The sequence below is a fragment of the Paenibacillus sp. GbtcB18 genome (genome assembly GCF_019091125.1).
GTDB classification, from domain to species: Bacteria; Bacillota; Bacilli; order Paenibacillales; family NBRC-103111; genus Paenibacillus_F; species Paenibacillus_F chitinolyticus.
Window position 1 is genome coordinate 325,165 of record NZ_JAGXJX010000002.1, and the last position, 16,579, is coordinate 341,743.

General features: G+C 53.2%; 19 protein-coding genes. 7 read left to right on the forward strand and 12 right to left on the reverse strand.

The features are described from left to right. Positions 1-15: 15 nt before the first annotated feature. Positions 16-741 (forward strand): hypothetical protein, encoded by a 726-nt coding sequence (locus tag KVT34_RS06760; RefSeq protein WP_217557776.1) that lies wholly within the window; start codon positions 16-18, stop codon positions 739-741. A 100-nt stretch (positions 742-841) separates the two neighbouring features. Here KVT34_RS06760 and KVT34_RS06765 read toward each other — a convergent pair whose 3' ends face one another. Both KVT34_RS06765 and KVT34_RS06770 read right to left on the reverse strand, forming a co-directional pair. Beyond that, positions 842-1,894 carry a right-handed parallel beta-helix repeat-containing protein gene (locus tag KVT34_RS06765; RefSeq protein ID WP_217557778.1) on the reverse strand — a complete coding sequence of 351 codons (1,053 nt, stop codon included), beginning with the start codon at positions 1,892-1,894 and terminating at the stop codon, positions 842-844. A gap of 312 nt (positions 1,895-2,206) precedes the next feature. Further along, positions 2,207-3,583 carry an MFS transporter gene (locus tag KVT34_RS06770; protein WP_254634635.1) on the reverse strand — a complete coding sequence of 459 codons (1,377 nt, stop codon included), beginning with the start codon at positions 3,581-3,583 and terminating at the stop codon, positions 2,207-2,209. 185 nt (positions 3,584-3,768) lie between these two features. Here KVT34_RS06770 and KVT34_RS06775 point away from each other — a divergent pair, with 185 nt between their 5' ends. Together KVT34_RS06775 and KVT34_RS06780 are read left to right on the forward strand one after the other, a co-directional pair. Next, on the forward strand, positions 3,769-5,238 hold the full coding sequence (locus KVT34_RS06775) for an aminotransferase class I/II-fold pyridoxal phosphate-dependent enzyme (protein WP_217557782.1): 1,470 nt from the start codon (positions 3,769-3,771) through the stop codon (positions 5,236-5,238). An 83-nt stretch (positions 5,239-5,321) separates the two neighbouring features. Beyond that, entirely contained in the window at positions 5,322-5,741 is a 420-nt protein-coding gene (locus KVT34_RS06780) for a DUF1885 family protein (RefSeq protein WP_217557783.1), read from the forward strand. 102 nt (positions 5,742-5,843) lie between these two features. Here the strand turns inward: KVT34_RS06780 and KVT34_RS06785 are convergent, their stop codons facing one another. Both KVT34_RS06785 and KVT34_RS06790 read right to left on the reverse strand, forming a co-directional pair. Beyond that, positions 5,844-6,161, reverse strand: coding sequence for a DUF1292 domain-containing protein (locus tag KVT34_RS06785; protein ID WP_016423469.1), 318 nt, complete (start codon positions 6,159-6,161; stop codon positions 5,844-5,846). A gap of 155 nt (positions 6,162-6,316) precedes the next feature. Further along, positions 6,317-7,282, reverse strand: coding sequence for an alpha/beta hydrolase (locus KVT34_RS06790; RefSeq protein ID WP_309244070.1), 966 nt, complete (start codon positions 7,280-7,282; stop codon positions 6,317-6,319). 73 nt (positions 7,283-7,355) lie between these two features. Between KVT34_RS06790 and KVT34_RS06795 the strand changes: the two genes are divergently transcribed. Continuing rightward, positions 7,356-7,529 (forward strand): aspartyl-phosphate phosphatase Spo0E family protein, encoded by a 174-nt coding sequence (locus tag KVT34_RS06795; RefSeq protein WP_009671838.1) that lies wholly within the window; start codon positions 7,356-7,358, stop codon positions 7,527-7,529. Between the two features lie 32 nt (positions 7,530-7,561). Here the strand turns inward: KVT34_RS06795 and KVT34_RS06800 are convergent, their stop codons facing one another. Further along, a complete protein-coding gene (locus KVT34_RS06800; RefSeq protein ID WP_042232568.1) occupies positions 7,562-8,029 on the reverse strand; it encodes a CcdC family protein in 468 nt (155 codons plus the stop codon). A 200-nt stretch (positions 8,030-8,229) separates the two neighbouring features. Here KVT34_RS06800 and KVT34_RS06805 point away from each other — a divergent pair, with 200 nt between their 5' ends. Both KVT34_RS06805 and KVT34_RS06810 read left to right on the forward strand, forming a co-directional pair. Continuing rightward, positions 8,230-8,973, forward strand: a complete 744-nt coding sequence (locus tag KVT34_RS06805; protein WP_217557786.1) for an MBL fold metallo-hydrolase — start codon at positions 8,230-8,232, stop codon at positions 8,971-8,973. A 166-nt stretch (positions 8,974-9,139) separates the two neighbouring features. Next, positions 9,140-10,771 carry an ATP-binding protein gene (locus KVT34_RS06810; RefSeq protein WP_217557788.1) on the forward strand — a complete coding sequence of 544 codons (1,632 nt, stop codon included), beginning with the start codon at positions 9,140-9,142 and terminating at the stop codon, positions 10,769-10,771. Positions 10,772-10,774: 3 nt separating this feature from the next. Here KVT34_RS06810 and KVT34_RS06815 read toward each other — a convergent pair whose 3' ends face one another. Then, positions 10,775-11,212 carry a GNAT family N-acetyltransferase gene (locus tag KVT34_RS06815; RefSeq protein WP_217557791.1) on the reverse strand — a complete coding sequence of 146 codons (438 nt, stop codon included), beginning with the start codon at positions 11,210-11,212 and terminating at the stop codon, positions 10,775-10,777. A 220-nt stretch (positions 11,213-11,432) separates the two neighbouring features. Between KVT34_RS06815 and KVT34_RS06820 the strand changes: the two genes are divergently transcribed. Beyond that, entirely contained in the window at positions 11,433-11,846 is a 414-nt protein-coding gene (locus tag KVT34_RS06820; protein ID WP_217557793.1) for a CBS domain-containing protein, read from the forward strand. Between the two features lie 153 nt (positions 11,847-11,999). Here the strand turns inward: KVT34_RS06820 and KVT34_RS06825 are convergent, their stop codons facing one another. The 6 genes from KVT34_RS06825 to KVT34_RS06850 form a co-directional block, all read right to left on the reverse strand. Further along, a complete protein-coding gene (locus tag KVT34_RS06825) occupies positions 12,000-12,182 on the reverse strand; it encodes a hypothetical protein (protein WP_217557795.1) in 183 nt (60 codons plus the stop codon). A 190-nt stretch (positions 12,183-12,372) separates the two neighbouring features. Further along, positions 12,373-12,996, reverse strand: a complete 624-nt coding sequence (locus KVT34_RS06830; RefSeq protein WP_217557796.1) for a hypothetical protein — start codon at positions 12,994-12,996, stop codon at positions 12,373-12,375. A 29-nt stretch (positions 12,997-13,025) separates the two neighbouring features. Then, on the reverse strand, positions 13,026-13,667 hold the full coding sequence (locus KVT34_RS06835) for a superoxide dismutase family protein (RefSeq protein ID WP_217557798.1): 642 nt from the start codon (positions 13,665-13,667) through the stop codon (positions 13,026-13,028). Positions 13,668-13,916: 249 nt separating this feature from the next. Beyond that, positions 13,917-15,407, reverse strand: a complete 1,491-nt coding sequence (gene glpK, locus KVT34_RS06840) for a glycerol kinase GlpK (RefSeq protein WP_217557800.1) — start codon at positions 15,405-15,407, stop codon at positions 13,917-13,919. A gap of 286 nt (positions 15,408-15,693) precedes the next feature. Next, positions 15,694-16,080 carry a VOC family protein gene (locus KVT34_RS06845; RefSeq protein WP_217557803.1) on the reverse strand — a complete coding sequence of 129 codons (387 nt, stop codon included), beginning with the start codon at positions 16,078-16,080 and terminating at the stop codon, positions 15,694-15,696. A gap of 206 nt (positions 16,081-16,286) precedes the next feature. After that, positions 16,287-16,529, reverse strand: coding sequence for a hypothetical protein (locus KVT34_RS06850; RefSeq protein WP_217557805.1), 243 nt, complete (start codon positions 16,527-16,529; stop codon positions 16,287-16,289). Positions 16,530-16,579: the final 50 nt, after the last annotated feature.

Here is a 16,579-nt window from a genome sequence, read left to right on the forward strand (position 1 = left end):
GAGGAGGTTCTTCCTATGTTTTTACAGCCGTCCAAGAAAAAATGGGCCGGTACGCTGGCACTCGCCTTTCTGCTCGGTTCGGTATCCCTCGGCGCCAGACAGGCCGCCGCCTTCGGCTCTCCGGAGGAACTGCCCGACGAAGCCGTCCTCAGTCTGCCAACCCCGTCCCCGGGTGTGCCCGGACGCCAGGACTCACATAATCCGAAAGACGGCAGCGTCTCCGGTCTCCCGATTCTTGAGGAAGCCGCCTCTATTCTCGGCACCACCGTCACTTCTTTGAAAGAATCGCTGAACAAAGGCAAAAGCCTTTCCGACGTGGCCAAAGATAAAGGAATCAGCGAAAAGGAGCTGACGGCAAAGCTGCTTGCGATCCGCGATTCAAAGATCGATCAGGCGGTCAAAGAAGGACGCCTTGACGCGGAACGCGCGGCCGCCCTGAAACAGAAAATGGCGGAGCACCTAAAGCGGATGCTGCAGGATAAGGCGCTGCTGGACCACCATAACCGTCACCAGCACGGAAAAATGCGTCACAGCCTCAAGCCGGATCAGGAAAAACTCGCCCAGGCCATCGGCATCAGCAAAGAAGAGCTCCACCGCGAGCTCCGGCAGGGCAAATCGCTCCAGCAGATCGCCGAAAGCAAAGGCATTACGAAAAGCCAGCTTATCAGCCGCATCCAGGCCCTGCTCGCTCCGGACCTTGAAAAATACGTCGAGCAGCGCGTTCCGGCGCGGGAATCCTGAGTTTTTGCCCGCCCCGTATACGAACGGACCGGCCGCTTCAGCCCCATACGATAAAAGGGAGTGCCTGCAGGAGGCACTCCTTTTTGCCGTTTCACGTTTCTTAATAGGTCGTCACATTGCCCTTGTACATGTTCCCCGCCGGATTCCTGACATTGTCGTGCGCCTTGGCTTCCGTCCCTTGTGAAGCGTTAATGACATAAGCCGAAGATTGATCCAGGTTGACGGTGTTGCCCGAGAAATCATTGTTCACGCCCCAGCCCGCCACAATCTGATGAAGCTGAAAAGCGTCGGTAATCACAGTGTTGCCGTTTCTCCATCCCGTGTTGTTGCGGATTACGGCATTGTTGCCTTTGACGTCGATAAAGCTGTCCGCGTAGTTTTCGCCGCTGATGCCCGTACCGTTGAATATACAGTTCTCGACAAGCGTTCCGCTCGTTCTTTCCTTGATGTCGATATGCTCGGCAGTCACATTGGGCCCGATGCGCACGCCCCGGATAATCGTATCGTTTACGGTCTGGTTATAGCCGGATCCTTCGGCGGACCCTACGTATACGCCTTCTCCGAATCCTTTATTTACGGTACCCGTGTCGTGAATATACGAATTTTCGAGAATGCCCCGCGAGCTGCCGTCACGGAAGTGCACACCTTCATAGCCGATGCCGTACACTTCGACCCCGGAAATTAACGTATCGTTCGAATGGTCCAAAATAATGCCTTTCTGGGCGTTCGTAAACTTGAGATTTTTGATCACCCAGTTGTCGCCCGTAATTTTCAGGCAGTATCCGCCTCCCGCTGACGTGCCGGACAGGAGGGTCTGATTGGCCGGGTCACGGCTCTCAATCGTAATCGGGTTCGCTTTAGTGCCGTTGACGGCCGAGGAGAACGTCCCCTTGTACGTACCCGGAGCAAGCAGGATGCGGTCCCCGGGCAGCGCGTTTTTCAAGGCGTTCTGGAGGCACGAAACGGACGAACACGATACGGTGCGGAGCGAGCCGGCCGCCTGTTCTTCTATGCCGGCGGCTGTTTGATCCGCCAAAGCCCCGGATTCAAGGGGCGCGGCGGCATACATGGCGGGCGCAAACGCGGCGCCGAGCAGGGCGGCCGACAGCAGACTTTTACGCAGCAGCCTTTGCGGGGTTAACCTGGTTTTCATCACAATAGCCTCCTTTTAATTGAGCAAATAAAATTAAAGCGCTTTAATTTTTGGCGTTTCAACCCCTTCTTTTCCCGCCTCCCCTCTTCGATCTGCTTTCAGTATAGCACAGCGCCCCTCTGGTACTGGATGGGTTTTCTTACGATATTTACATGATCGGCTCCGATTTATAACCCTCCTCCCGAACCGGATCATCACGGGCTTGCCCTCGGGAACCGGCTTATCTCTCTATAAAAAAAAGTCCCGCAGCGTATGCGGGACTTTCGGAAGAGCGCTCCGGCGAAGGAGCCCCAAGCAGCGGTCCAAGCCGGTTCAGCCTGTCCGGTACGCGGCATTCCCACGGCTCTTCGCTAAAATTCTCCACTGGAGCGCAAGCAGAAGCAGCAGCACCGATCCGCTTACCGTAAAGGGCACGGACGGGCCGAACGCATCCCACAGCTTACCCGAAACGATGGGACCCACAATCATGCCAAGCCCTTCAATAGTCAGGAAAAAGCCCCAGACGGCGCCTCTCTTCTCCTTGGGCACACAGGACGCGATCAAAGCATTCCAGGACGGAATGATAAGCGCATAACCGATTCCGAGCAGCCCCACGACTACGTAAACGGCCGAAAGCTGCCTAATAAATCCGAGCGCCAGCAGGGAGACCGAACTGAAAATAAGCCCGGCGGTCAGCAGTCCTTTAATGCCCTTGCGGTCCACGAGTTTTCCCACCGGAACGAGCAGTGCCACTGCCGCTCCTCCCCCGACAATGAGCAGCATGCTGTATTGACCCGGCGAAAGATGCAGAACTTCGCGGGCGTACAGCGTAAGGATAGGCGTCAGAACTCCCAGCGCGAACGTCTGGATGAACATCGCCGGAAACAGCAGCACGCTGACGTTCATTTCCCGCAGCGAGGCGCGGACTTCTCCGAAGTAAAGCTTCACGCGCTCCCCGAGCGGCTTCTTTCCGGCGGCCGGCATGGCAGCCGCAGCCGCCGCGCCTCCTCCGGCTGCGGTGACGGCCTCCCCGAGGGGATCGGCGCCCGCTTCCATCGCCACGCCCGCCGGGAATGCGGCGCCGGCCGGAGCATGCCGGCTCTCTTCCCCGTCTTCGCGCAGCAGCGGTTTGCGCGGCAGAAACAGGGCGATCAGGAGTACAACGCCCATGGAAATGAGCAGCAGCCGGTAAGCCGGGCCGTAATTGGACCCGTGAATAAAGAAATTGATCACGACCGGCCCGAGGCCCGTACCGCTGAGCCATGCCATGTAGACCACGCTCATGATCGTTCCTTTCGCCTTGTCTCCCGCGACCTCGGTCGTTCCCGCAATGACGGCCGGCCACAACGGAGCCGTGCCGATCCCCAGCATGGCGCATGCCGCTACCATCCAGGCGTGATGCGTGAAGGTCGCCATGATCAGCACGGAACTCGCCGAGAGCAGAATGCCGATCAGCATGGACAACCGGTAGCCGGCTTTGTCGATCAGCCATCCGACCGGCGTGCGGAACACGTTGTCCCCGATGTACTGGGCGGCCAGGGACCAGCCTACGACGAATGCCGTCGCGCCCAGGACCGTTTTCATATAAACAGGAAGAATCGTTAGAAGGAGCGCCCCCTTCACGAATTCCACCACAAACATAATAACCAGCAGTTGTACGACAAAGGGCGCGGCCGCCCCCGCCTTGTTTTTCCAACCGGCCAGATTCATCACGCTATCTCCAGCCCCTTTCTTGCAGCGTTCTTTTGTTAGGTTTTCCCTACGATGGACAAACTATTTTCAAAAAATATACTTGCATGCCCGTCCGTTTTTGTTATACTCTATTTTGTTTGTTCAATCTCGTGATTCGTATCAGCGATTCGCAGAAATTCCACACAGAAGGGAAGGGTTGCCGGATGGATCAACATCGCACACCCCTATTCTCGGCCTTGCGCACGCATGCGGAGAAAAATCCGATCCAGTTCCATATTCCAGGTCACAAAAAAGGAGTCGGGATGGACCCTGAGTACCGGGAATTTCTCGGCGAAAACGCACTGTCCATCGATTTGATTAATATTGCTCCGCTTGATGACCTTCACCAGCCCACAGGCGTTATCGAAGAAGCCCAGAAACTTGCCGCGCAGGCTTTTGGCGCAGAACATACCTTCTTCTCCGTCCAAGGCACGAGCGGTGCCATCATGACCATGATCATGTCGGTAGCCGGTCAAGGAGACAAAATCATCGTACCGCGGAATGTGCATAAATCCGTAATGGCCGCTATCATTTTCGCCGGCATCAAACCGGTCTTCGTATCGCCCGCTCGCGACGCGAACCTCGGGATCGACCACGGAATTACGACCAAGTCCGTGCGCCGCGCCCTGGAGAAGCATCCGGACGCCAAAGGGGTTATGGTAATCAACCCTACCTACTACGGCGTATGCACGCACTTGAAAGAGATTGTCGATCTCGTTCACAGTTACGATATTCCCGTTCTCGTTGACGAGGCGCACGGAGTGCTTATCCATTTCCATGATAAACTTCCGATGTCCGCAATGGAAGCCGGTGCCGATATGGCAGCTACTAGCGTACATAAGCTCGGCGGCTCTTTAACGCAAAGCTCCGTGCTGAATGTGCAGGGAAGCCGCGTAAACCCGAAGCGCATTCAGACGATCATGAGTATGATGACGACGACATCGACTTCTTATATCCTGCTCGCTTCACTGGATACCGCCCGCCGCCATCTGGCCCTGAACGGCCATGAACTGGCTGAGCGCACGATCGCCCTGGCCGAATATGCGCGGAGCGAAATCAACAAGATCCCCGGCCTGTATTCATTCGGGGAAGAAATTCTCGGCACGGAAGCCACCTACGCTTACGACGCAACCAAAGTGACGGTTCATATCCGTCATCTCGGACTGACCGGTTACGATGTGGAGAACTGGCTCAGAGACCGTTACAACATCGAGGTTGAGATGAGCGACATGTACAATATTCTTTGTCTTGTCACGCCGGGCGACACCTCCGATAACATCGACGTGCTTCTGCAGGCGCTGCGCGAATTGTCCGCCAAGCACTACACCGGCAATGCCGAGGACGACCTGATCGTGATCATCCCGGAAATACCGCAGCTTTCCCTGATCCCCCGCGACGCCTTCTATGGCGATACGGAAGTGGTTCCGCTCAAGGAATCGGCGGGAAGAATCATTGCCGAATTCATTTACGTGTACCCGCCGGGTATTCCGATCCTGCTGCCGGGCGAAGTCATCTCGCAGGAAAACATCGACTATATCGTGGAACACGTGGAAGTCGGGCTGCCTGTTAAAGGACCGGAAGACCGCAGCTGCCAGTTTATCAAAGTCATCGTGGAAACGCAGCCGATTTTCTAATTCTGCTCCAAGCAGCGCAAGATTGTCAAAATTGTCCACGGATGCTATGATGTGGGGGATTGCAGTTTTGGAGGTGCCAAGCAATGAGTCAAAGCGCATTTATCCGTTTTGTCACAGGCTCGACCATGACTTCCCCCACCCTGGACGAACTGAAGAGCCAGCTCGAGCATTACCGCGAGCAGCTTTCGAAAACCGGCGCCCAACTAGGCTGGGAGTACGATTCGGCCGGCTTTCCCTATACGGTGGAGACGAAACCCGAAGGGGAAGGCAAATGGTTCTATTTAAAAGGAACCACGCCCCGTTACCGCAGCATCGTGCTCGGTGTCGGAAGCGAAGCCCAGGAAGACAGCCTTCAGCATTACGTCCAGATCGTTCTTCCGGATACCGCAACACACGGGGATAAGTCCAAGGCGAACGAACTCGGGAAATATTTGGCCCGCCACTGGAAGGCCCGGCTGGACCTGTTCAACGGCCGTACGATGTACTTCAATCCCCGCAAATAACAAACTTTAACGAGAAATGCAGAAATCCCTTCTCCTTATACAGGAAAAGGGATTTTTTATCGTACGCACGCTTGCCGTACGTATGTATGCCGGATACGGAACCTATTCGCGGTTTTCTTCCGCGATAATCTGATTGTAGACCGCTACGACGCGTTCCCATTCAGCTTCATCTTCGATGTTCACCAGGTAGGCGTCATCGTTCTCTTCTTCTATACGGAAGATAACACCGTCCGCTTCGGGATCGTTTCTGTCCAGCAGTACCGCATACAGCTGATCCTGAGAGTCAAACGTGTACACCATGACCATTTCATGCTCTTTGCCTTCTTCGTCCGTTACAATAAACACGCTTTCTTCATGCTCATGGTCGTGATCGTGTCCGCAGCCGCAATCCTGATCATGATCGTGTTTGTGATCGCTCATTGTAGAACCTCGTTTCGTTTTAAATTTGCATCTTTCGATGGTATCGTATCACGGAAAGCGAAACAGGTCAAACGCCCGTCCGCACAGGATTTTTCCTTATAAATCCATGCTTTGCAAAATTGTCGACAACCCGATTCAAAAGGAATGAATTGAGGTTAATGGGAATTACAGGATATAACGACTTCACGGGAATGTATCGTCTTTTCAGTAACCGTTTTCTCCAAAAACGCTATAACACGACGGGCGTATTCTGCCGATTCTAAATGGTAAGAGCCCACATGGGGCGCTCCGGCCGTCCGCCAGAAATCGAACGCATCGGGATGGCGCCTCCACATTTCTTCGGATGAAGTTTGGGGAATAGCGCGGTCTCCGCTGCTGTGTATAAAAAGAACGGGCCTCGGATAGATCGCTTCAACCGCCTTAACCGCATCGACTCCCTCGGGATCGATTTTAAGCAGCGGCGGAAAAAGAAGCAAGATAAGCGGAGTAAACGGGATGTTCGGAAGACCCGACCATACCGGCAAATTGCTTTTCAAATATTTTTTGAGATGATGAAACGGACTGTCCGCCACCACCCCGGCAACTTTCTCATGTTCGGCCGCCGCCAGAAGGGAAGTCGTCGCTCCCATCGAGAACCCGATCAGACTTACGGCTTCATGCGGGTATGTTTCCGTTACCCAGTCGATGACGCCGAGGAGATCGTGCTTTTCGTAATAGCCGACGGAGGTCATGCTTCCCTGGGACTTCCCGGAATTCCGGAAGTCGAACATAATCACACGGTAACCCGCTGTAATGAGATCCCGCGCTAACGCGAGTGACGGAAGCCCGCGTTCGAGCCGGTTTCCGGCGTACCCGTGGGACATAATGACGGTCATCGGGTTCGGCCTGACCGCCGTATCGGGAGGAGGCAGATGCCAGCCGCTGAGCAGAATGTCTCGCGTACGGCTCGCTATGTCCACCTCTTCGAAAACAAGCCCGTAATTCGCGGGCGAGTCGTCGACAGGCTGTCTTTTCGGATGCGTCAACTGCCAGCCCACATAAGCGGCAATGCCGACCGAAGCAAGTAAACCGGCAACAAGGAGCAGAACGACGCCCCACACGATCCATATCAATGCGTTCACTCTCCGTACCCTATCTAGTCTGCAGCCTCAGTCGCGCGGCTTTATAAATTCCGATCCTGCAGGAGGAGATCTCGTGCTCAAAACCATGAACCGATCACTTGACCTGGAAATCGAATATCTCAAAAGCGTCCTGACTTATATGGCCGCGCAATACAAATACGAATTGAATCATCCTCGCGTCGTCGAAGTCAGCCAACAGTTGGATGGCCTCATCGTGGAACAAATGAAAAAACGGGCCGCCTCCTAACCTTATTCAGGCCGTAAAGCGGCTCGCCGAACTCAGCTGTTCATCAGTTTGCGGTACTGCACGTACATGGCCACCCGCCAAGGAAGCAGCATTCCGAATGCCAGGATAAAGAACACGGAAGCCGTCTGGTACACGGTAACGTATTCCTCCACGTACGAATGAAGAAACAAGCGGATGGCAAGCAGGACGACCAAAATGATTAAAAACGCTTTCGAACGATGAAGATACACATGATCGCCCTGCTTGGAAAATCCGGATGTCCGAATTAACGGATAGGCGAACACGACCGCTCCCACCGCAAAAGCGATCAATCCCCAAGTAACCGGTATTCTAGTCAACGGAGCGACGAACATAAGAAACCCCGTGCTCATGCCGATTGGCGGCATTAATATTTTCATCGCGTTTATAGGCCGCTTGGACGCTTTCATCCGGATGGCAATTACGAGAAGCGCCATACCAAGCGTTCCGAACAGGGAAATCGCGTGTAAATTCGAACCCAACGAGAAAGCCAACTTCTATCCCTTCCTTCCCTCACATCACTGCAGTTCTTTCATCCTTTATTATACCACTCCTTGGCTTCGGGAAGAAGCCGTTTTACTTGAATGTCGCATGGATTTGACAGATGAAAGCGGTTGAAATCCAACTTTTTCCGTGCTAGAGTGTGGATAGTACGTCACTCTACAGATCGGAGGCTTATTCTGTGAGCTTGCAGCTGCAAATGATCGGAACCGGCAGTGCGTTTGCCAAGAAATATTATAACAACAATGCACTTTGGACTTGCAGCGGTTTTACTCTCCTGGTCGATGCCGGGAATACGGCACCGCGCGCTCTGCATGAGCTGAATATGAAGCCGGATGAACTGGACGCTGTCCTGATTACGCATCTTCACTCCGATCACGTCGGCGGGCTTGAAGAACTGGCCCTGCAAATGCGTTACGTATACGGGCGAAAGCTCAGACTGCTGCTGCCCGCGGCGCTGGAGGCCCCTGTCTGGGAACATACCTTGAAGGGCGGAATGGAGAACACCGGAGAAAATTTAAACCGCTTGGCGGATTATTTCGACGTCGAACTGCTCGAAGAAGGCCGGCCTTCTGAAATTCATACGGGATTCCGTATCGAAATTATCCGGACGCCTCATATCGCCGGCAAGCCCAGCTTCTCCCTATTCGTTAACGACACCATTTTCTACAGTGCCGATATGATTTTTCAGCCCGAGCTGATTTTAAACGAAGTCGTCGGGCAAAGAGACTGCCGCCATATTTTCCACGACTGTCAGTTGGAAGGGCCCGGCGTCGTTCACGCCACGCTCCAAGAGCTGCTCACGCTCCCCGAATCGGTCCAATCCAGGATTCGGCTTATGCACTATGGGGACAATATGCCGGCTTTTGTCGGCAGAACGGGAAAAATGTCCTTTATCAAGCAGCATCAAATTTACACTTTATAAAGCCGCATCCGTTTTAAGAAACCAGGTGACCTGCCTGGTTTTCGTGTTTTTAACGAAGTCAGGACTAAAGTACTAATCCAAAACTTTGGCCTTCCGCGCTTGTGGGCCCTGCCCTGTTCACTCGCTCCGCCGCGCGGCACGGCCTTTTTCAAGTGGGGTGGATTGTGTGATTTACAAATGGTTCGTTATCCTCTATGCCTCGGTCATCAGCATCGCTTCGTGGAAGCTCGGTCTGTCCGTTAGCGGATGGCACCCGCTCAGCCTGCTGTTCCTCGCTGCCGCCGTCCTCGGCCTTAAGGGATCCTCCCTCACCTTTTCAGCCGTCAAACTGGTTCTGCTTACGCTGTTTCACTGGAGCAGCCAAACCGATTGGTGCTTCACCCTTTACTTGCTCCTGCTCGCCTCGGAAGTTTACGAATCCAAGTCCCGGAAAACCGTCTGGATGCTCGTTACGCTCAATCTCGTCACCTTTGCCGTTATCGCGCTGATCACCGCTCCCGCCTTCTCCGTTTATCCGCCGCACTGGATGGTTCTTCTCTACTTAAGCAATTTCACCATCTTTATGGGACTCGCTTTGACGGTATTCAACACATTTAGACAACGAGACAAATTAGCCGGGGAAAGAAATCAGTTGATGACCCATGACTTTTTGACCGGATTGCCCAATTTCGAAGCGTGCCACGCGATGCTCCATAACCTAGTCGACAAGGAAAACCGGCTGCTGTTTATCCTGATTGACTGCACGGACCTGAAGGCGATGAACAAAACGCAGGGGTTTCAAGCGGGCAACCAGATCCTGAAGCAGATCGCGGATCTGCTGAAAATTAAATTTTCACAGGCGGCTTTTATTTCCAGGTACGGAGGAGACGAGTTCGCGGTAGCTGTTACGTATGAGGACAAAGAAACGATGCGGGCCTACGTCGATCAGCAGCTCGGATCCGAACTCCCCAAATTGACGGGGATTCAAATCACTTACGGTATCGCGGTGCTGCCCGATGACGGTTCTTCAAAGGACGATCTCGTGCTGGTTGCGGAAAACAGCCTGTTCAGCATGAAGCGGGAAATGTGGCTGAAGCGCGAGGAACATATGCTTCGCTCGGAAAAGCTTAGAATCGTCGGCGAACTCGCTTCCGGCATGGCGCATGAAATCAGGAATCCCCTGACCACAATCAAAGGGTTCCTCCAGATCTCGAAATCGAACGGTTACAACATCGAAACCTGGTATCCTTTGATCATGGACGAAATCAGCAGAATGAGCGAGCTGACCGCAGAATTTCTCCAGTTCTCCAAGCCTCACGCCGTACAGTTCAGAGTACTGTCGATGCAGGTTTGTATACAGCGCGTCATCTCGCTGACCTTATCCGAGATGTCCCGGCTGGGTCATGAAATCGTGTATGATCCACCGGAAAAACCGGCGAATATTTGGATGGACCCGGATAAAATGGTGCAGCTGCTCATTAATCTCTTTAAAAACGCGTATGAATCTATGGAAGACAATAAAAAAATGGCGATCCGCCTATATGAGCGCGATCACCATGCTGTACTTGAAATCGAAGATCAAGGCAGCGGAATTCCTGCGGAACAGTTGGACCAGATCTTCAATCCCTTTTTCACGACCAAAGACAGCGGAACGGGACTGGGCCTGTCCATCTGCCATAAAATTGTGCAGGATCACAACGGTACGATCGAAGTGGAAAGCTTTATCGGCAGAGGCACGACGTTCATTATGACCTTTCCCCTTGCCGAACCGGAATCGTCTCCCTGCTATCCGCTTAACCGGCGCAAGGACGCGGTGTGAGGTTTATAAAGATTTAACCATTCTTACGTGAAGGATACCGGCGTCATCGAACGGCTCCCCGGGAATCGTTTCGTACCCGATTTTTTTGTAAAAAGGCTCGGCTTGGCACTGCGCATCCAGAACCGCTCCCGTATAGCCGAGTTCTTTGGCGTGGGCTTCCATCGCTTGCACGAGTACGGACCCGAGGCCGGTTCCCCGGCTCGACTTGACGACCGCGATACGCTGCAATTTCGCCCGGTTTTCTTCATAAGGCTTCCATCTGGCAGCCGCGATCGCCTTTCCTCCCTCACGGATCAGAAAATGATGACCGCTTTGGTGAGAGGCGTCCAGCTCGTCTATTTCAAGTTCCAGCGGCACTTTCTGCTCATTAACGAAGACTTCTTTGCGGACGCTCAGACACTCTTTAAGTTGTTCGTCCGTCGTAACGCGAATAATTTCCATCTGCCCTTGTTCCCCTTTCGTCCACACGATACGAGATATGATAGCTTATCCGCGCACCCTTGTCCAGACGGAACGCCCCCGATCGGCCGGAGTCTCTTATAGGCTTATCCGCTGTTGCTCCAAACTTCTACTTCCACGGATTCGTTTCTGACTCCCCGATATAGTATAATAGATCGTGAGAAATGATAAATTGCGCTTATTACGCAAAGGAGTATTATTCATGAATATTGCCTTTTTTCTTTTACCCAAACTCGAAGTCATCACAACGACGATTGACGCCACACTGAGACAAACCTTGGAAAGAATGGAATATCACCGCTATACGGCGGTTCCCATCCTTACGGAGGATGGAAAATATATGGGAACGGTAACCGAGGGCGATCTCCTCTGGTTTTTGAAAAATTCTCCGGGCATCACGTTCGATAACGCCCATCGGCATACGCTCAAGGAAGTCCCCCTCCGGATGAGAAATAAACCGGTACACATTCATGCGAACATGGAAGATCTCATTGATCTTGCCAAGGTGCAGAACTTTGTGCCGGTCGTGGATGACGCAGGTAATTTCATCGGAATTGTGCGCCGCAGTGACATTATCGAATACTGTGCCAAGCAAATGTTCCAGGCACCCGTTTAGCGGCAAGCTGCGGGATGAAGATGTTCGCGGCCTCTCCTTTCCGGAGAGGCTTTTTTTGGTATGGAGTCGGATATGTACTAAGACGGGGGGCGTTTGTAGGAAGGAAGGTGGCAGAGTAAGAAGGTTGAGGTCCGAATCCTGCTGACATCCGTGTTAAAGAGAAAGAGAGACTAACTCATCCGACGGCCTGGTCTCGTAACAAGGACGAAGGCTTTCCGGACGGTAAGCCGGCTGTTTTTCCGCTTCCTGCTGCCGATCTTTGGTCAGCCAAGACTCCAAGGATTCGGTACCAAATCCAAGCTGCTTGCTCATGACTCGAATATCGATGTTTCTCATACTCCCTGCTCATCCTCTCTAATAGTCCGGTTCTTGCGGGTCAAGCCCCTGCGAGTAAACAACACTATCATTACTTTATATGGACTTCCGATAACTGTAAATAAGTGTATCTTGTCGAATTCTCTAAAGAATGAATCAATGATTTTCCCATTTTTCAGGTAAAAAAAAAGCCGTTCTCACGGCTTTCACGCTATTGCAACGGTCCCGACGAACCCGAAGAAGACTGGTTTTTTCCCACAAATTCACTGGTCCAGTCGATCATGCCGTTCATCAGATACAAGACCAGATTAACAACATCCTTCTCCGATAGGGACTGGTTCGTCTGTTCGGAAACGTATTGGGACGTTTTTCTCTCCAACTGTTCGACCATATTTTTGATGACGTAGAGATCATTAGCCATTTCTGAAACGGCGGCAGAGCTTCCGTTATTGCCGGAGCTCCCGTTTTGCTGCTGGGAAGAGCCTTGGGCTTGCTGATTTCCGCTGCCGGACGAAGAATCCTGCTGGTTTTGACCGCCCTGGGACTGCTGCCTGTTACCCGAAGAAGCGCTGCGTCTGGCGGACTGGCTGCCTCCGTCTCTCGACTGGCCTTGATTCTGGTTGTGATCCTGACTTTGCTGCTGCCCGTCGTCCGTACTTTGGCCCGATTCATACTGGCCGCCGTCCGAACGGGCCGAACCGCCCGAGCTATCGCCGGAGTTTTGAGATCCGCCGTTCATAATCATTTTTTTTAATTGTTCAAATTCCACAAGAAGCATATCGTTCTGCTTAGACAGATCGTCCATCTGCTGCTTGAGTTCCTGGGTCTTGATCATGCCTGCTTGCCTCCATCCAGCTTAATCGCCTATTTGCCTTCGGATATCGTGCCGCACGCGATGCGGTTACCCGAATTTCCGGCCGGATCGGACTTCATATCATCCTGCTTTTCATGGATGACCAGCGATGTTCCTCCCTGCTTCAACAACGAATTCGGCTTGTCCTTCTCCAGAGTAAAAGCTTCCGATACCGTATCCAGCTTGGCTTCTCCGTTTGCCTCCGCTTTCAGATTCGGCAGGTCCCCCGCGTGAGGCCCTTGGGGATTTTCCATCCCGTGCATGTTGGAGTTCGGGTTAAAATGTCCCCCTGCCGTCTTGAAATCCGGCCCGGCGCAGACGCCGCTTTCATGAACATGGAGGCCATGTTCTCCGGGAGCAAGTTTCGTAGCCTGAACCCGGATGCGGACCCCTTTGTTCTCTTGGGTAAACCGTGCCGTGCCTACCACGCTTCCCTCTCCGTTCTTAAGCTCAATCTCGACTTCGGACGAAGATGACGGCGAGGCGGAAGGTGTAGCGCCCGGCGAAGCGGAAGGCGCTGTTGCGGCGGTAGGCAGCGTTTCCGGGGTAACGGTGGAGTTCGGTCCCGCGTTTTTGTTGTTGCCGCTGCCGCAGCCGGTCATCGTCATTAGGGCGGCTGCAGAGAGAAGCAGGGACAGAATTGGTTTTCGCATTATGAAACCTCCTGATCCGATAATTTAGGATATGCCAACATGTCTCTGCCTAAACGCGGCAGCTTCCTTTTTCTTACCCGGTTTGTCTTCCGAATCAAACCAAGCTGGTAAAAAACAGGAAATTCGTCCTTGTTCGGAAGCCCGGCCGCTTTTCCGGGGCAGCACAAATAGGCCTCTCCGGTGTCGGATATTGTGACGCAACCTCCGGAGGACCTATTGTATGGAGTAAGAAAAGCCAAGACCGGGAGCTTACTTAAAAGCCATGGCGGCATGCACCGCTTTCTGCCAGCCGCTGTACAGCTGTTCGCTGCGCGGCGCCGGCATTTCCGGTTCAAACGTGCCGCCGACCGACCACTGCGCGGCGATTTCGGCGCAGTCTTTCCAGTACCCGACGGCCAGGCCCGCCAAATAAGCGGCCCCGAGCGCGGTCGTTTCGTTGATAAGCGGCTTCTCGACCGGCACGCCCAGCATATCGCTCTGGAACTGAAGCAGGAAGCCGTTGGACACGGCCCCGCCGTCCACGCGCAGCTTCTTCAGCTTCGTCTGGGCGTCCGCCTCCATCGCCGCGAGCACGTCCTTCGTCTGATAGGCTAGCGCTTCAAGAGTCGCCCGGATAAAATGTTCCTTGGTCGTGCCGCGCGTCAGCCCGAAAACCGCTCCTTTCACGTCGCTGTCCCAGTAGGGAGTTCCCAGCCCCACAAAAGCAGGGACCACGTAAACGCCGTCCGTCGATTCTACGCGCGCCGCGTAGGTCTCGGTGTCTTTGGCCGTCTTGATCATGCGCAGCCCGTCACGGAGCCACTGGATAGCCGAGCCGGCAACGAATATGCTCCCTTCGAGAGCATATTGGACTTTGCCGTCCAATCCCCAGGCAATCGTCGTCAGCAGCCCGTGGCTGGATGTAACGGCCTGTTCTCCGGTATTCATAAGCATAAAACAGCCGGTCCCGTATGTATTTTTGGCCATGCCTTTGTCAAAACAGGCCTGCCCGAACAAAGCCGCCTGCTGGTCACCCGCGACGCCCGCTACCGGCACTTTCGCGCCGAAGAAATGGGATTCGCTCGTATAGGCGTATACTTCCGAGGAGGAACGGACTTCGGGCAGCATGGCCGCCGGAATCGTCAGCAGCTCCAGCAGCTCTTCGTCCCAGCGCAATTCGTGGATGTTAAACATCAGAGTCCGCGATGCGTTGGTATAATCCGTCACGTGGGCTTCTCCTACGGTCAGCCTCCAGATGAGCCACGTGTCGATCGTGCCGAAAAGCAGCTCTCCGCGTTCCGCCTTCTCTCTGGCACCCTCCACATGATCGAGAATCCATTTCACCTTAGTCCCGGAAAAATAAGCGTCCAGCAGAAGTCCCGTTTTATCACGAAACTTCTCTTCCAGTCCCCGCTGCTTGAGTTCGTCGCAGATAGGCTGGGTTTGTCTGGACTGCCAGACGATGGCATTATACACGGGTTCGCCTGTTCTTTTATCCCAGACGACGGCGGTTTCGCGTTGGTTGGTGATGCCGATGCCCGCCACCTGCTCCGGCTTTACACCGGATTCAATCAGACAGGTTGCAACGACGGCCAGAACCGAAGCCCAAATTTCGTTGGCGTTATGCTCGACCCATCCCGGCTGGGGGAAATACTGGGGGAATTCCTGCTGAGCGGTATGGACGATTTGACCTTCGTGATTAAACAGAATCGCCCGTGAACTTGTGGTCCCCTGATCGATAGACATAATATAAGATGACATAAGTCCGATCCTCCCTACCGCTGTCAGAACAGCCATTTGTCGGCCTTCGGCCGCATTATTCGCAAAGCTGGGGAGACCTTCGGCCAAAAGCCGCAAAAAAAGAGATCCACGACAAACCAACCGGATGTGCAGCATCCGATGCTTCGTATGAATCTCCATAGTCTCCGTCACAGTTATTAACTTTCTTGTAGCATAACGCGGAATACAAACGCTGTCAACATCCGGGCGACTTACCGGATTTTCTTAAAACGCTCGGAATGAATGAGGTCAGGTCAGGAATGGAAAATCAAGCTCTCGTGCTTTGAAAAAATTCCACCCATTCGCCGTCCGGACCGTGAAAAAAGAAATAACGCGATCCGTTCGGCAGCGTTGTGATTTCCGTATCGATCATCACGACATCCGTCTTGCGGACACGTTCAAATTCCGCTTCGATATCGTCAACCGTAAAAGCCAGATGATGGACCCGGCCCTCTTCGGTTAAGCTTCCGCCGTATCCTTCGATTAACTCGACTTCCGTTTCGCCTTTTACATCAAAGCCAAGGAACGCCAGCCTCATCGCCCCGTTGGTCACGGTATCTTTCAGTTTCAATCCTACGACCGATTCGTAAAATGATATCGACTTCGCGATATCGGTAACCATTACACCCACGTGTTCCAATTTTGTAACCGCCATCTCTTCTTCCCCTCTCGGTAGGATAAACTTCTTTCTGTCCTTATTTTGGGACAAAACAATAGACGAAGCAAGTTTTCCTCCTGATTTTCTTAGTTATTTTTACGCAGCGCAAAAAAACCGCTTCTTCATTAAAACGGGATTACCTCATGAGCTATTTGATTTTCCTGTAAAAGTCCGCAGACATTAAAAAAAGCGCCCGGTGCGCTTCAATCGCCACCGCCGCCTCCCCCGTCTCCCCCTCCGGAACAATCGCTTCCTCCTCCGCTTCCGCTATCGCAATCGGAACCCGAACCGCCTCCCCAGAAACTCCAACCGGAATCCGTATAACCGCTGCTGCCGGAATCGGAATAGTGGTGCTTGTTTTTACGATTCTTAGGCGTATTATAAGCACTTGTAGCCAATTTAAGGACAATAAATCCGATTATGATGATCCAGACTATCATTATCATGGTTTCTCACCCTTTCTCTTGTTCTTCCTTCTGTTTTCATTATAAAATAC

Coding starts and splice junctions, on each gene's coding strand:
- KVT34_RS06760 (WP_217557776.1), top strand. CDS start 16: ATGTTTTTACAGCCGTCCAAGAAAAAATGGGCCGGTACGCTGGCACTC.
- KVT34_RS06765 (WP_217557778.1), bottom strand. CDS start 1,894: ATGAAAACCAGGTTAACCCCGCAAAGGCTGCTGCGTAAAAGTCTGCTG.
- KVT34_RS06770 (WP_254634635.1), bottom strand. CDS start 3,583: ATGAATCTGGCCGGTTGGAAAAACAAGGCGGGGGCGGCCGCGCCCTTT.
- KVT34_RS06775 (WP_217557782.1), top strand. CDS start 3,769: ATGGATCAACATCGCACACCCCTATTCTCGGCCTTGCGCACGCATGCG.
- KVT34_RS06780 (WP_217557783.1), top strand. CDS start 5,322: ATGAGTCAAAGCGCATTTATCCGTTTTGTCACAGGCTCGACCATGACT.
- KVT34_RS06785 (WP_016423469.1), bottom strand. CDS start 6,161: ATGAGCGATCACAAACACGATCATGATCAGGATTGCGGCTGCGGACAC.
- KVT34_RS06815 (WP_217557791.1), bottom strand. CDS start 11,212: ATGGAAATTATTCGCGTTACGACGGACGAACAACTTAAAGAGTGTCTG.
- KVT34_RS06820 (WP_217557793.1), top strand. CDS start 11,433: ATGAATATTGCCTTTTTTCTTTTACCCAAACTCGAAGTCATCACAACG.
- KVT34_RS06825 (WP_217557795.1), bottom strand. CDS start 12,182: ATGAGAAACATCGATATTCGAGTCATGAGCAAGCAGCTTGGATTTGGT.
- KVT34_RS06830 (WP_217557796.1), bottom strand. CDS start 12,996: ATGATCAAGACCCAGGAACTCAAGCAGCAGATGGACGATCTGTCTAAG.
- KVT34_RS06835 (WP_217557798.1), bottom strand. CDS start 13,667: ATGCGAAAACCAATTCTGTCCCTGCTTCTCTCTGCAGCCGCCCTAATG.
- glpK (WP_217557800.1), bottom strand. CDS start 15,407: ATGTCATCTTATATTATGTCTATCGATCAGGGGACCACAAGTTCACGG.
- KVT34_RS06845 (WP_217557803.1), bottom strand. CDS start 16,080: ATGGCGGTTACAAAATTGGAACACGTGGGTGTAATGGTTACCGATATC.
- KVT34_RS06850 (WP_217557805.1), bottom strand. CDS start 16,529: ATGATAATGATAGTCTGGATCATCATAATCGGATTTATTGTCCTTAAA.